A 13,298-nucleotide genomic window follows, 5' to 3' on the forward strand; every position below is an offset into this window, starting at 1 on the left:
TTTTGCCTCGATGGGTTAGAGCATCACTCTAACTCTTCATTGCCCTGCAACGAAGCATTGACCTGAGACCTGCGCTTGAGTCACATTGAATGTCGCTCAAACGAAGCGCACTCATCGCGCACTCACCCGCCCTGCCAAGGGAGCTCCCCCATGCCCATCGAACAGCGCGGAGTCGACACGATCCCCGAGGAGGAGCGGACGAGCGGTCCCCGTGACCTGGTCTCGATCCTGCTCGGCTCCAATCTCTGCCTCGGCGTGATCGTGTTCGGCTGGCTGCCCCCGTCCTTCGGGCTCGGGCTGTGGCCCTCGCTGACGGCCATCGTGACCGGCACCGTCGTCGGCATCGCCTTCACCGCGCCGCTGGCGCTGGTCTCCCTGCGGACGGCCACCAACCTCTCCACCTCCAGCGGCGCCCAGTTCGGCGTCCGGGGACGCCTCGTCGGCTCCGTCGTGGGCCTGCTCCTCGCGCTCGGGTACACCGCCCTGACCCTGTGGATCGGAGGCGACGTGATGGTCGCCACCCTGGCCCGGCTCATGGGGCTCCCGGACACCGGCGCCACCCACGCGGTCATGTACGGCGTACTGGCCGCCTTCACCGTCGTCGGCGCCGTCTTCGGATACCGGCTCCTGCTGCGCATGAGCAAGGTGCTGTCCATCGGCATGGTGGTCCTGCTCGCCATCGGCATCTACGCCTACGCGCCCGACTTCACCACCGCCGCGCCGGCGGGGACGCAGTACCTGCTCGGCTCGTTCTGGCCGACCTGGCTGCTGGCCGCCGTCGCGGCCGGTCTGAGCGGTCCCGTCGCCTTCATCACCCTGCTGGGCGACTACACCCGCTACATCTCCCCGACCCGGCACAGCTCCCGCAAGGTCTTCTGGGGCACCTGTCTGGGGCTGGCGATCGGCCTGCTGATCCCGCAGCTGTTCGGTACGTACACCGCGCTCGCCGCCGGGGCCGGCACCGACTACGCCGGACCGCTCGTCGCCGCGGCGCCCTTCTGGTACCTGGTACCGCTGCTCGCGGCGGCCGCGGCCGGTTCGGTGGGCAACGCCGGGCTGATGCTCTACTCCATGGGCCTCGACCTGGACGCGATCGTCCCCAAGGCCACCCGGACCAAGGCCACCGTGATCGCCGCCGCCGTCGCCACCGCGTTCGTCTTCATCGGCTCGTTCGAGTGGGACGTCCAGTCCGCAATGACCTCGTTCGTCCTGCTGCTGACGGCGATCGGCACGCCGTGGGCCGTCATCACCCTCATCGGCTACGTCCGCTGCCGCGGGCAGTACGACGCCGACGCGCTCCAGGTCTTCAACCGCCGCTCGGTCGGCGGGATCTACTGGTACCGCGCGGGGTGGAACCTCCAGGCCACCGCCGCCTGGGCGATCGGCGCGGGCGTCGGCCTGCTCGCCGTGACCACTCCCTTCTACGAGGGGCCGCTGCTGGCCCTGACCGGCGGGGTGGACTGCTCCTTCGTCCTCTCGGGCCTCGCGGGGGGACTCGCCTACACCGTCCTGACCGCCCTCGGCGGCGGCGAGGCGCCGGCACCGGCGGCCGAAAACCCCGCCGAGGAGCCCGTCGCGGCTTGAGCCCCGCGACGCCGCGCATACGAGCCGCGCATACGAAAGGGCCGCCCCGACGTCCGGGGCGGCCCTTCGCGCGTACGCGGGATCAGCCGAGCGGGTGCATCCAGCCGTGGGTGTCGGCGGTGTGGCCGGTCTGGAGGTCCAGCAGCGCCTTGCGGAGCTTCATGGTGACCTCACCCGGCTCGCCGGTGCCCTGGGTCCAGTTGGCGCGCTCCGACTTGACCGAGCCGACCGGGGTGATCACGGCGGCGGTGCCGCAGGCGAACACCTCGGTGAGGGTGCCGTTCTCGTTGTCGCGCTTCCAGTCCTCGGTGCTGATCCGGCCCTCCTCGGCGGTGTAGCCGAGGTCGCGGGCGATGGTGAGGAGGGAGTCACGGGTGATGCCCGGGAGCAGCGAGCCGGTGAGTTCGGGGGTGACGATGCGGTCGCCGTACACGAAGTACAGGTTCATGCCGCCCATCTCCTCGATCCAGCGGTGCTCGACGGCGTCGAGCCACACGACCTGGTCGCAGCCGTGGGAGGCGGCCTGGGCCTGGGCGACCAGGGAGGCCGCGTAGTTGCCGCCGGTCTTGGCCGCGCCCGTACCGCCCTTGACGGCACGGACGTACTCCTCCGAGAGCCACACGGAGACGGGCTTGACGCCGCCGGGGAAGTACGCGCCGGCCGGCGAGGCGATGACCATGAACAGGAACTCGTTGGCCGGACGGACGCCGAGGCCGACCTCGGACGCGAACATGAACGGCCGCAGGTACAGCGAGGCCTCGCCGGAGTCCGGCACCCAGGCGCGGTCCTGCGCGATGAGGGCGTCGCAGGCGGCGATGAACAGGTCGGCGGGCAGCTCGGGCATCGCCATGCGGCGGGCGGAGGCCTGGAAGCGCTCCGCGTTGGCCTCGGGGCGGAACGTCGCGACGGTGCCATCGGGCTGCTTGTAGGCCTTGAGGCCCTCGAAGATGGTCTGCGCGTAGTGCAGGGTCATGTTCGCCGGGTCGATCGACAGCGGCGCGTACGGGACCAGCTCGGCGTCGTGCCAGCCGCGGCCCTCGGTCCACTTGATCGTCACCATGTGATCGGTGAAGTGGCGGCCGAAACCGGGGCTGGCCAAGATCGCCTCGCGCTCCGCGTCGGACAGGGGGTTCGAGGAGGGCTTCAGCTCGATGGTGGGCGTCGTCATGAGTGCTTGTCCTTCACCGTTTGTGTATGGCGGACCGCGCTCACGCGTACTAGGACGTCCGAGCTTCCCCGTATTCCGCGGCCTCGCGTTCGATTATCGCGCGCGAGGTGTCCTCGGAGAAACGGGGTGACGCGGCCCAGGGGAGATGGTGGCACCCGGGGCCGCGCAGGAGAAGCCGCCGGGTGCGGTGATCGCGACCCGGCGGCTTCCTGGGTGTGGAGCTCTGCCGGGTCAGCCGGCTACGCGCGCGGCGAGGGCGTCGCCGATCGCGTCGGTGGAGCGGAACGTGCCGTCGCGCTCGGCCAGGTCGGCGGAGACCGCTTCCTCGATGCGGACGGCCTGGGCCTCGTAGCCCAGGTGGCGCAGCAGGAGGGCGACGGAGAGGATCGTCGCGGTCGGGTCGGCCTTGCCGGTGCCGGCGATGTCCGGGGCCGAGCCGTGGACGGGCTCGAACATGGACGGGAAGGCACCGGTCGGGTTGATGTTCCCGGAGGCGGCCAGGCCGATTCCGCCGGTCACGGCCGCGGCCAGGTCGGTGAGGATGTCACCGAAGAGGTTGTCCGTGACGATGACATCGAAGCGCTCGGGCTGGGTGACGAAGAAGATCGTCGCGGCGTCGACGTGCAGGTAGTCGGTGGTGACCTCGGGGTACTCCCGGCCGACTTTGTCGAAGATGTTCTTCCACATGTGGCCCGCGTACACGAGGACGTTGTTCTTGTGGACCAGCGTCAGCTTCTTGCGGGGCCGGGCGTTGGCCCGCTCGTACGCGTCACGGACGACGCGCTCCACACCGTACGCGGTGTTGATGCTGACCTCGGTCGCCACCTCGGCGGGCGTCCCGGTGCGCAGGCTGCCGCCGTTGCCGGTGTACGGGCCCTCGGTGCCCTCGCGGACCACGACGAAGTCGATCTCCGGGCGGCCGGCCAGCGGGGTGGCCGTGTTGGGGAAGAGCTTCGACGGGCGCAGGTTGATGAAGTGGTCGAAGGCGAAGCGGAGCTTCAGCAGCAGTCCGCGCTCGAGGACCCCGGAGGGGACCGAGGGGTCGCCGATGGCGCCCAGCAGGATCGCGTCGTGGTGCTTGAGGCTGTCGAGCTCCGCGTCCGGGAGGGTCTCGCCGGTGCGGTGCCAGCGCTGGGCGCCGAGGTCGTATTCCTTGGTCTCCAGCTTCACATCCTGGGGCAGGACCGCGGTAAGGACCTTGAGGCCCTGAGCCACGACTTCCTGGCCGATGCCATCACCGGGGATCACTGCGAGATTGATGCTGGTCGACATGCCGGAACCGTACTCCCTGTCCCAGCCCTCAGACATCTTCCGTCCACCATGTGGACGAACGGGTGCGGGGGTGCTCCGGGGTTGCGGCCCGGGCGGCGGGGCTGGGACGGGGGGTGACGGCGGGCCGCGAGGCGGCTCAGTGGCCGGTGGAGCCGCCGTTGTCGCGGCGGTCCAGTGCCCGCTGGAGGGCGGCGGCGGCGTTCTTGCGGTCGGCGTCGGCCGTGGAGGAGTGGCGGACGCGGCGGACTGCGGCGGTGGTGGGGGTCATGGTGATCGACTCCTTGAGATCACGGCGTGGCGGGGCCACGGATGAGGGGTTCCTTCAAGGCGCCGGAAGAGGCGGGGAGCGGTGCGCCGCAGGGGTTGCCTGCCAAAGGGCGCGCTCTCGACCGCCATTCGCCGGATCGGCGAGACGTTCGGCTCCTACAAAGCTAGGGCAGGTGCTGCTGTCTGTCTCCGCAATTACTCGGACTTCCTAGTATCTGAGACGGGAATGACTCGAACGCAGTGCCCGCAAGGCGGCGATCCGGTTCCCCTTTCAACCCGTTTCCGGCCGGAGTTCCCTGATCAGAGCCCTGACGGCGAGTGTGGACGCCGCTTCCGCGGTGGTGACGTATCCCACCCGCCTCCTGGGCCGTCCGGGGCCGAGATCGGCGATCTCGACGGACTCGCCCGCCTCGCGCAGGGACAGCTCGGGCAGGATCGCCATCCCGAGCCCCCGGCCGACCATGGTCAGCACCATCCCGTCGTCCTCCGCCTTGACGGTGGCCCGCGGGATCCAGTCCTGGGCCGCCCACCAGTCGCGCGTGTAGGAGCCGCAGTTCTCGTCCCAGTCGAGCAGGGGCAGCGCCTTCGGGTCGGGATGTCCCGCCGGATGGACCAGCGAGTACGCCTCCTCGGCGATCACCCCGCTCAGGAGGCCGGAAGGCGGCTGCGCCGGTCCTGTGAGGGTGGCGATGCCCAGGTCGGCCCGGCCCGCCAGCACCTCCCCGGCGGCGCCGGCGCCGAGTTCGCGCACGACCCGGACCTCGGGGCGCAGCCCGGGGTGGCGGGCCGTGAGGCGCTCCAGGGCGGGCGGCAGCAGGTGCAGCGCCGCGCTGCGGAACGCCGCGATGCGCAGGACCCCCTCGACCGCCTCGGCCGGGGGCCGGCCGGCGCCCCGGGCTTCGGCGCCCAGGACCTCGTAGAGGCGCAGGATGCGCCGGCCCAGGGCGACGGCCCGCTCGCCCGCCGGGGTGGGCACCGCCCCCGTCCGGCCCCGCTCGAACAGGACGGCGCCGACCTTGGCCTCGCTGCCGCGCACCGAGTGGGAGACGGCCGACTGGCCGATGCCGAGCGCGGCGCCCGCGGCGGAGAAGCCACCGGTCTCGGCGACGGCGACCAGGATGCGCAGTTCCTGTGGAGCGAGCTCGGCCACGTGTGCTCTCACCTCGTTCTATGAGCGGGATTCATGGGTGTGCGGCTTCCATGAGCCCAACCCCCTGCCCGGCCCGGTGATTCCTTCCTACGGTCACTGCCATGACCACGCAGACCGGCTACGTCGTCCACCAGATCGCCCGCCCCACCGGCTTCCCCCTCGCCACCGACTTCGCCTACGTGCGCACCCCGGTCCCCACCCCCGCTCCGGGGACCGCCCTGGTCCACAACCTGCTGCTCTCCGTGGACCCGTACCACCGGGGGCTGATGGACGGCGGCGAGGGCGGCTTCGGGCTGAACACCCCGCTGGAGGGCGCGCGGTCGGGCGGGTCGTCGCCTCCCGGGACCCCGGGCTGGCCGAAGGCGACCTCGTCTTCCACCGGCAGGGCTGGCGCACGCACGCGCTGGTCACCCTGGGCGCGGACGGCGCCCGCAAGCTCCGCGGCCACGAGGGCGTCCCGCTGGAGGCGTACCTGTCCATCCTCGGCGGCACCGGCCTGACCGCGTACGCCGCCCTGACCCGGACGGCGGTTCTGCGCGAGGGCGAGGACCTCTTCGTCTCCGCTGCCGCGGGCGGGGTGGGCACGGCGACCGGGCGCATCGCCCGCCTGCTCGGCGCCCGCCGGATCATCGGCAGCGCGGGCTCGGCCGCCAAGGTCGCCCACCTGACCGGTGAACTCGGCTTCGACGCCGCCTTCGACTACCACGACGGGCCGGTCGGCGAGCAGCTCGCGCAGGCCGCGCCCGACGGTATCGACGTGTACGTGGACAACGTGGGCGGGGACCACCTGGCGGGCGCGATCGACGTGCTGCGCGAGTTCGGGCGGATCGCCTGGGTCGGCGGGATCTCGATGTACAACGGCGACCGCTCCCCCGCCGCGCCGCGCAACCTCTTCGAGATCGTGCACAAGTCGCTGCGGCTGGAAGGGGTATTGGTTCTCCATCACACCAATCTCCAGGACGAGCTGGAGGAGTTCCTGGTCCCGCACCTGCGCAGTGGGCGGATCGGTACGGATGCCACGGTTATGCAGGGATTCGAGCACACGGTGGAGGCTTTCCTGGGCCTGCTCCGCGGGGACAACCTGGGCAAGATGCTCGTTCGCGTCGACGGCTGATTCCGGCCACCCGGAAGTTCACCGACTTCTTACCGCACGGATGTAGACCTTTGACCCGGCGCCCGCCACTCTTTCGGTCAACGTGCCAGCGGGGCACTTGAGTTGGAGGCGAGTAGCCAGTGACACCGATCAGCCGCAGAGGTTTCGTGGGTATCGGCGCCGGGCTGGTGGCGGGGGCCGCCCTGCCCGCGGTCACGCCGACGACGGCGGCCGCGGCGGCCGCGACCGGCACGATCACCGATGTGAAGCACGTGGTCATCCTCATGCAGGAGAACCGCAGCTTCGACCACTACTTCGGCAGGCTCAGGGGTGTCCGCGGTTTCGCCGACCGGGCGGCCGGCAACATCCCCGGCGGCTGGGGCACCTTCAACCAGCCCAACTGGGGCGGGCGCCAGTACCCCTGGAAGCTGAGCGCCACCCCGGCCGCCGGGGGTGTGGACGGCGAGACCCTCGCCCAGTGCAACGGCGGCCTCCCGCACAGCTGGACCTCGCAGCACGCCGCCTGGAACAAGGGCCGGATGGACAACTGGGTCCTCGGTGTCGGCAACACCCGCACCCTCGGCTACCTCGACCGGGGCGACATACCGTTCCACTACGCGCTCGCCGACAACTACACGGTCTGCGACGCCTACTTCTGCTCCACTCTCAGCGCGACCGGCCCCAACCGGACGTTCCTGTGGAGCGGCAAGGTCGACGCCGGCAGCAAGGACGGCGGCGACGAGTCCGGGCTGACCTGGGAGACGTACGCCGAAGCCCTCCAGCGGGCGGGGATGAGCTGGAAGGTCTACCAGAACGCCCAGGACAACTACGGCGACAACGGCCTGGCCTACTTCAAGAAGTTCACGGACGCCGCCCCCGGCAACCCGCTGTGGGACCGGGGCATGGGCTCGGTCCCCAAGGTCACCGGCTCCACCCCCGACGACATCGCGGCGGCGATCCGCGCCGACGTGGTCGCCGGCACCCTCCCCCAGGTGTCCTGGGTCGTGGCCAGCGAGGCCTTCTCGGAGCACCCGTACGCACCCCCCGGCGACGGCGCGCACTTCGTCGACCTGGTCTACCGGGCGCTCGCCGCGAACCCGGAGGTCTTCGACTCCACGGTCCTCTTCCTCAACTACGACGAGAACGACGGCTTCTTCGACCACGTCGCCCCGCCGGTCGCCCCGCCCGGCACCCCCGGCGAGTACATCGACGACACCCCGATCGGCCTCGGCTTCCGTGTGCCGATGCTCGTGATGTCCCCGTGGACCCGGGGCGGCTGGGTCAGCTCCGAGGTCTTCGACCACACCTCCGTGCTGCGCTTCATGGAGACGTGGACCTCGGCCCTGGGCACCCCGGCCACCTGTCCCCACATCAGCGCGTGGCGCCGCAAGGTCACCGGCGACCTGACCGGGGTCTTCGACTTCGCGCACCCCGTCTACGGCGTCCCCTCCGGGCTGCCCGCGACCGCGAAGGTCATCGGCCAGTCCACCTGCGGCCCGCTGCCCAACCCCGCTCCCCAGGACAACGCCCTGCCGGCACAGGAGCCCGGGACCCGTCCCGCGCGGGCCCTTCCGTACCAGGTCAACGGCAACCTCGACCGCTTCGAGTTCGGAGCGGCGGGCAAGATCCTGGCCTGGTTCTCGATGACCAACCAGGGCGCGCAGGCGAAGCAGGCGGCGCACTTCTCGATCCACCCCCACCAGTACCGGGACACGGCGGCCTGGCAGTACACCGTCGACCCCGGCTCCACCGCGACGGACTACTTCAACATCGGGCTCGGCAGCGGTTCCGGCAAGTACGACATCTCGATGTACGGGCCCAACCGCTTCCTGCGGCGCTTCATCGGCGACGCGTCGAAGGCGGGCAAGTCGGTGGAGGTCGCGGCCCGCTACGCGGTGGAACCGGGCACGGGCAAGACGGCGCTCTACCTCAAGATGACCAATGCCTCGGCCGCGCCGGTCACCTTCACGATCCGCTCGAACGCCTACCGCACGGACGGCCCGTGGACGTACACCGTCCCGGCGGGCTCCTCCCGCGAGGACTACTTCAACGCGGTCGCGTACAGCAACGGCTGGTACGACTTCACGATCCTGGCGGACTGCGACGGCACCTGGTCGCGCCGCTACACGGGCTACATCGAGACGGGCGCGCCGAGCGTCTCGGGCTGACCGCGGTCGCTGCCGCCCGGCCCGGAGCAGGGCCGGGCGGAGCGCGCCCCGCCCGGAGGGCGTCCCCCTAGAGCACGTCCCCGTCGCGCCAGTCGAAGTCGAGCCGCCCGGCCGGGTCCAGCCGGGCCCCGCCGGGCGGCGACCACACGTACGTGGACCCCTCCTCCTCGGGCAGCCGTACGGCCCCCTGCGGGGCGAGCGCCCCGATCTGCCCCGGCCACACCGACCATCCCCGGCCGAGGTAGAGCCCGGCTCCGTCCTGCGACGCCGACAGGGCGCCGAGCACGTAGGCCCGTGCGATCACCGCCTCCAGGCCGGCCATCACCGCGCTCCCCATCCCGCAGCGCCGCCGGTCGGCGCGGACGGCCACGGCCTCGACGTACCCGGTGCGCAGGGCCCGCCCCCGGTGCAGTACCCGCCGCTGGACGACACTGCCGTGCGCGACGAGTTGGGCGCCCTCGTACACCAGGGTGTGCATGCCGCCGAGCGCGTGCTCGAAGTCCTCGTCGGTGAAGTCCCCGCCGAACGCGGCGTCCAGCAGCGCCCGGACTTCCTCCGGCGCGCCGGGCGCCAGTTGCGAGGTGTGGGCGAGGACTGTCCGTGTATCGGTCATGGAACCAGTGTCTCCCGGCCACGGATCGACCGGCATGTTCCTGGCCCTCCCCGCGGCCGCCCGCGCACACTCGCTGCATGTCCCCCGAGACCCAGCAGTGGACCCCGACCCACGGCGATCCGTACCGGCCCGTCCCCTACCGGCCCGAGCGGATGCCGAGCGCCGAATCCCTCGCCCGCGCAGCGCAGTTGAGGGAGCGAATGGACGAGCGGCGGACCGTCCGCCACTTCTCCGCCGATCCCGTGCCGGAGCAGGCCGTCCGGGACGCCGTCGCCTGCGCCGCGACCGCCCCTTCCGGCGCGCACCAGCAACCGTGGACGTTCGTCCTGGTCAAGGACCCGCAGGTGCGCCGGCAGATCCGCGCGGCGGCGGAGCAGGAGGAGCAGGTCTCCTACGACGGCCGCCTCGGCGAGGAGTGGCTCGCCGCGCTGCGCCCGATCGGCACGGACGCCGTCAAGACCCACCTCACCGACGCCCCGGCCCTGATCGTGGTGTTCCAGCAGCGCTACTGGCTGGGGCCGGACGGCACGAAGCGCAAGCACTACTACGTCGACGAGTCGGTCGGCATCGCGGTCGGCATGCTGCTGTCCGCGCTCCACCTCAGCGGGCTGGCCGCGCTGGTCCACACACCGAGCCCGATGCGCTTCCTCTCCCACGTCCTGGAGCGCCCGGCGAACGAGAAGGCCTTCGCCGTCATCCCGGTCGGCTACCCCGCGGACGACTGCGAGGTCCCCGACCTGGTGCGCAAGTCCCTGGACCAGGTCCTGGTCGAGGTCTGAGCGCCCCGGGCCGGGCCTACGCGGCGTCGTGGATCCGGCCGAGCAGTGCCAGCAGGGTGTCCCGCTCCGCCGGTTCCAGCGGCGCGAGGAACTCGGTGTTCGCCGCCTCGGCCAGGGCCGTGCAGCGCGCCAGGGTCTCCGCGCCCGCCGGGGTGAGGCTGATCGCGTTCTTGCGGCGGTCGGCGGGGTCCGGCGTGCGCAGGACGAGGCCCTCGCCCTGGAGGTGGTTCAGCAGGCCGACGAGGTCCTTGGGGTCGATGGCCAGCCGACGGCCCAGGTCGGCCTGGGCGAAGGGGCCGTACTCGTCCGTCGCCGCGAGTACCGCGTGGTGCGCGAGCTTGAGCCCCTCCGCGGCGAGCGCGTCGGCGACCAGTGCCCGGCCCCGGGCGGCCACCCGGCCGACGAGCCAGCTCGGCAAGGTCTGGATGCGGGCGAGCGCTGAGGGCGTGGGCGCTGGAGTCATGGGCACAGCCTATCCCGAAACCGTTGGACATCCCCACGATCTCCTTTATCGTTGGGGCATCCAACGAATCGAGCGGAGGAGGTTCCGTGCTGCGCGTCCGGTACGAGGTCAACGGCGGCCCCGAGGTGCTGTTCGGCGAGGAGGCCGAGGTCCCCCGCCCGGCGGACGGTGAGCTGCTGGTCCGCGTCGAGGCGATCGGTGTCACCCTGCCCACCGTCCGCAAGGTGCGCGAGAGCAGCGAGCCGATGCCGCTCGGGGGCGAGGTCGCCGGCACCGTGGAGGCCCTCGGCGCCGGCGTGACGGGCTTCGCCGTCGGCGACCGCGTCACCGGGCTCTGCTTCGCCGAGGCCTACGCCGAGTTCGCCGTCCTGGACACCGCCATGGCCTCCCGCGTCCCCGAGGGCGCGAGCGCCGTCGAGGCGATCGCCCTCGTGCGCAGCGGTCTGGTGGCGCGCGGGGCGTACGAGGCCGCGCGCCCCGAGCCCGGCGAATCGGTCCTGGTGACGGCGGCGGCCAGCGCCACCGGCAGCCTCGCGCTCCAGTACGCCAGGGCGGGGGGCGCCGGGCGGGTGGTGGCCGCCGTCAGCGACCCGGCGAAGGGGGCCTTCGTCCGCTCCCTCGGCGCCGACGAGGTCGTGCTGTACGAGGACGCCGACTGGGGAGACCCGTACGACATCGTCCTCGACGGCGTCGGCGGCGATCTGCTCTCCCCCGCCGTACGCGCCCTCGCGCCCGGCGGCCGCCTGGTGGCCTTCGGCTCCGGCGGCGGCACGGTGGAGGCGTACGAGCTGCTGGTCCGGGGCGCGTCGGTGATCGGCTTCCAGATGCGGACCATCGCCCTCGGCCGGCCCGCGCTGTACGCCCGCTGGCTGCGCGAGGGGTGGGAGATGCGCGACGCGGGCACCCTGCGCGCGTCCGTGCACGAGGAGATCCCGCTGGCGGAGGCGGCCCGCGCGCACGCGGTGGTCGAGCGGCGCCGCAACCTCGGCAAGGTGGTGCTGGTGCCGTGACCTTCCCGCCCCGGACATGGAAACCGCCCCCGATCCGGGCTTGGGGGTACCGGAACGGGGGCGGGGTTCAGCGGGGGGCTGTCAGCCCATGTGCGGGTACGCGTAGTCCGTGGGCGGGACCAGCGTCTCCTTGATGGAGCGGGTCGAGGTCCAGCGCAGCAGGTTGGACGCCGCGCCGGCCTTGTCGTTCGTGCCCGAGGCGCGGCCACCGCCGAAGGGCTGCTGGCCGACGACGGCGCCGGTCGACTTGTCGTTGATGTAGAAGTTGCCGGCCGCGAAGCGGAGCTTGTCCATCGCGTCGGCCACCGCGTAGCGGTCCTGGGCGATGACGGCGCCGGTCAGGGCGTAGGCCGACACCGACTCCATCTGCTCCAGCATCGCGTCGAACTGCTCGTCCTCGTAGACGTGGACGGCCAGGATCGGGCCGAAGTACTCGGTCGTGAAGACCTCGTTCGCCGGGTCCGTGCACTCGATGACGGTCGGGCGGACGAAGTACCCCTCGGAGTCGTCGTAGCTGCCGCCCGCGACGATCGTGCAGGTCGGGTCGGCCTTGGCGCGGTCGATGGCGGCCTTGTTCTTGGCGAACGAACGCTCGTCGATGACGGCGCCGATGAAGTTCGTCAGGTCGCGGACGTCACCCATGGCGATGCCGTCGACCTCGGCCGCGAAGGCTTCCTTGAAACCGTCGTTCCAGATCGACGCCGGGATGTAGGCGCGGGAGGAGGCCGAGCACTTCTGGCCCTGGAACTCGAAGGAGCCGCGGGTCAGGGCCGTCTTGAGGATGTCGCGGTCCGCAGACGGGTGCGCGACGACGAAGTCCTTGCCGCCGGTCTCGCCGACCAGGCGCGGGTAGGACCGGTACTTCTCGATGTTGTTGCCGACCGTCTTCCACAGGTACTGGAAGGTCTTGGTCGAGCCGGTGAAGTGGATGCCCGCCAGCTCGGGGTGGTTCAGGGCCACCTCGGAGACGGCGATGCCGTCGCCGGTCACCAGGTTGATGACGCCCTTGGGCAGCCCGGCCGCCTCCAGGAGCTCCATCAGCAGGACCGCGGAGTGCGTCTGCGTCGGGGACGGCTTCCACACGACCACGTTGCCCATCAGGGCCGGGGCGGTCGGCAGGTTGCCGGCGATGGCCGTGAAGTTGAACGGGGTGATCGCGTAGACGAAGCCTTCGAGCGGGCGGTGGTCGCTGCGGTTCCACACGCCGGCGCTGTTCGCGGCCGGCTGCTCCGCCAGGATCTGGCGGGCGAAGTGGACGTTGAAGCGCCAGAAGTCGACGAGCTCGCAGGGGGTGTCGATCTCGGCCTGCTGGGCGGTCTTCGACTGGCCGAGCATGGTGGACGCGGCCAGCTTCTCGCGCCAGGGGCCGGCGAGCAGGTCGGCGGCGCGCAGGATGATCGCGGCGCGGTCGTCGAAGGACATCGCGCGCCAGGCCGGGGCGGCGGCCAGGGCGGCGTCGACGGCCTCCTGGGCGTCGGCCTCGGTGGCGTTGGCGTAGGTGCCGAGCACCGACTTGTGGTCGTGCGGCTGCACGACGTCGAAGCGCTCGCCGCCGCCCATGCGCTTGACGCCGTTGATCGTCATGGGGAGGTCGATCGGGTTCTCGGACAGCTGCTTGAGCTGGATTTCGAGACGTGCGCGCTCCGGGCTGCCGGGGGCGTACGAGTGGACCGGCTCGTTGACCGGCGCGGGGACCTGGGTCACAGCATCCATGGGGCTGGTAACTCCTTG

11 protein-coding genes and 1 pseudogene are annotated in these 13,298 nt (G+C 71.6%); 5 read left to right on the top strand and 7 right to left on the bottom strand.

Features of this window, described 5'->3' with window-relative positions; all coding sequences use genetic code 11:
- The first annotated feature begins 150 nt into the window (after nt 1-150).
- Nucleotides 151-1,584: a cytosine permease gene (locus tag ACIA6C_RS05715; protein ID WP_399273131.1), complete on the top strand. Its 1,434-nt coding sequence runs from the start codon at nt 151-153 to the stop codon at nt 1,582-1,584.
- 82 nt (nt 1,585-1,666) lie between these two features.
- Here ACIA6C_RS05715 and ACIA6C_RS05720 read toward each other — a convergent pair whose 3' ends face one another.
- The 4 genes from ACIA6C_RS05720 to ACIA6C_RS05735 all read right to left on the bottom strand — a co-directional run bounded on the left by ACIA6C_RS05720 (nt 1,667) and on the right by ACIA6C_RS05735 (nt 5,441).
- Nucleotides 1,667-2,752 (bottom strand): branched-chain amino acid aminotransferase, encoded by a 1,086-nt coding sequence (locus ACIA6C_RS05720; protein ID WP_190183567.1) that lies wholly within the window; start codon nt 2,750-2,752, stop codon nt 1,667-1,669.
- A gap of 231 nt (nt 2,753-2,983) precedes the next feature.
- Nucleotides 2,984-4,024, bottom strand: a complete 1,041-nt coding sequence (locus tag ACIA6C_RS05725) for a 3-isopropylmalate dehydrogenase (protein ID WP_399273133.1) — start codon at nt 4,022-4,024, stop codon at nt 2,984-2,986.
- A gap of 136 nt (nt 4,025-4,160) precedes the next feature.
- Nucleotides 4,161-4,292, bottom strand: a complete 132-nt coding sequence (locus ACIA6C_RS05730) for a hypothetical protein (RefSeq protein WP_361128211.1) — start codon at nt 4,290-4,292, stop codon at nt 4,161-4,163.
- A gap of 270 nt (nt 4,293-4,562) precedes the next feature.
- Nucleotides 4,563-5,441 (bottom strand): LysR family transcriptional regulator, encoded by an 879-nt coding sequence (locus ACIA6C_RS05735; protein WP_399273136.1) that lies wholly within the window; start codon nt 5,439-5,441, stop codon nt 4,563-4,565.
- Nucleotides 5,442-5,542: 101 nt separating this feature from the next.
- On the opposite strand from ACIA6C_RS05735, the pseudogene ACIA6C_RS05740 reads away from it, so the two are divergent.
- A pseudogene (locus tag ACIA6C_RS05740) lies at nt 5,543-6,555 on the top strand (NADP-dependent oxidoreductase).
- Nucleotides 6,556-6,674: 119 nt separating this feature from the next.
- Nucleotides 6,675-8,702 (top strand): phosphocholine-specific phospholipase C, encoded by a 2,028-nt coding sequence (locus ACIA6C_RS05745; RefSeq protein ID WP_399273138.1) that lies wholly within the window; start codon nt 6,675-6,677, stop codon nt 8,700-8,702.
- Nucleotides 8,703-8,769: 67 nt separating this feature from the next.
- Here the strand turns inward: ACIA6C_RS05745 and ACIA6C_RS05750 are convergent, their stop codons facing one another.
- Nucleotides 8,770-9,351: a GNAT family N-acetyltransferase gene (locus tag ACIA6C_RS05750; protein ID WP_399273140.1), complete on the bottom strand. Its 582-nt coding sequence runs from the start codon at nt 9,349-9,351 to the stop codon at nt 8,770-8,772.
- A gap of 41 nt (nt 9,352-9,392) precedes the next feature.
- Here ACIA6C_RS05750 and ACIA6C_RS05755 point away from each other — a divergent pair, with 41 nt between their 5' ends.
- Nucleotides 9,393-10,094: a nitroreductase family protein gene (locus ACIA6C_RS05755; protein ID WP_399273142.1), complete on the top strand. Its 702-nt coding sequence runs from the start codon at nt 9,393-9,395 to the stop codon at nt 10,092-10,094.
- A 16-nt stretch (nt 10,095-10,110) separates the two neighbouring features.
- On the opposite strand, the gene ACIA6C_RS05760 is transcribed toward ACIA6C_RS05755, so the two are convergent.
- The gene (locus ACIA6C_RS05760; protein WP_399273144.1) at nt 10,111-10,557 is read right to left on the bottom strand and encodes a MarR family winged helix-turn-helix transcriptional regulator; all 447 of its coding nucleotides are present in this window, start codon (nt 10,555-10,557) and stop codon (nt 10,111-10,113) included.
- Nucleotides 10,558-10,643: 86 nt separating this feature from the next.
- Here ACIA6C_RS05760 and ACIA6C_RS05765 point away from each other — a divergent pair, with 86 nt between their 5' ends.
- Complete coding sequence (locus ACIA6C_RS05765; protein WP_399273147.1) at nt 10,644-11,567, top strand: zinc-binding alcohol dehydrogenase family protein; 924 nt, start codon at nt 10,644-10,646, stop codon at nt 11,565-11,567.
- 81 nt (nt 11,568-11,648) lie between these two features.
- Here the strand turns inward: ACIA6C_RS05765 and pruA are convergent, their stop codons facing one another.
- Complete coding sequence (pruA, locus tag ACIA6C_RS05770) at nt 11,649-13,280, bottom strand: L-glutamate gamma-semialdehyde dehydrogenase (protein ID WP_361128234.1); 1,632 nt, start codon at nt 13,278-13,280, stop codon at nt 11,649-11,651.
- Between the last annotated feature and the right edge of the window lie 18 nt (nt 13,281-13,298).

The sequence above is a fragment of the Streptomyces sp. NPDC051578 genome (genome assembly GCF_044454045.1).
Lineage (GTDB): Bacteria > Actinomycetota > Actinomycetes > Streptomycetales > Streptomycetaceae > Streptomyces.

Bases quoted from the DNA above. Each gene is read 5' to 3' on its own strand.
- ACIA6C_RS05755 (WP_399273142.1), top strand. From the start codon at position 9,393: ATGTCCCCCGAGACCCAGCAGTGGACCCCGACCCACGGCGATCCGTAC.
- ACIA6C_RS05715 (WP_399273131.1), top strand. From the start codon at position 151: ATGCCCATCGAACAGCGCGGAGTCGACACGATCCCCGAGGAGGAGCGG.
- pruA (WP_361128234.1), bottom strand. From the start codon at position 13,280: ATGGATGCTGTGACCCAGGTCCCCGCGCCGGTCAACGAGCCGGTCCAC.
- ACIA6C_RS05725 (WP_399273133.1), bottom strand. From the start codon at position 4,024: ATGTCGACCAGCATCAATCTCGCAGTGATCCCCGGTGATGGCATCGGC.
- ACIA6C_RS05750 (WP_399273140.1), bottom strand. From the start codon at position 9,351: ATGCCGGTCGATCCGTGGCCGGGAGACACTGGTTCCATGACCGATACA.
- ACIA6C_RS05730 (WP_361128211.1), bottom strand. From the start codon at position 4,292: ATGACCCCCACCACCGCCGCAGTCCGCCGCGTCCGCCACTCCTCCACG.
- ACIA6C_RS05720 (WP_190183567.1), bottom strand. From the start codon at position 2,752: ATGACGACGCCCACCATCGAGCTGAAGCCCTCCTCGAACCCCCTGTCC.
- ACIA6C_RS05760 (WP_399273144.1), bottom strand. From the start codon at position 10,557: ATGACTCCAGCGCCCACGCCCTCAGCGCTCGCCCGCATCCAGACCTTG.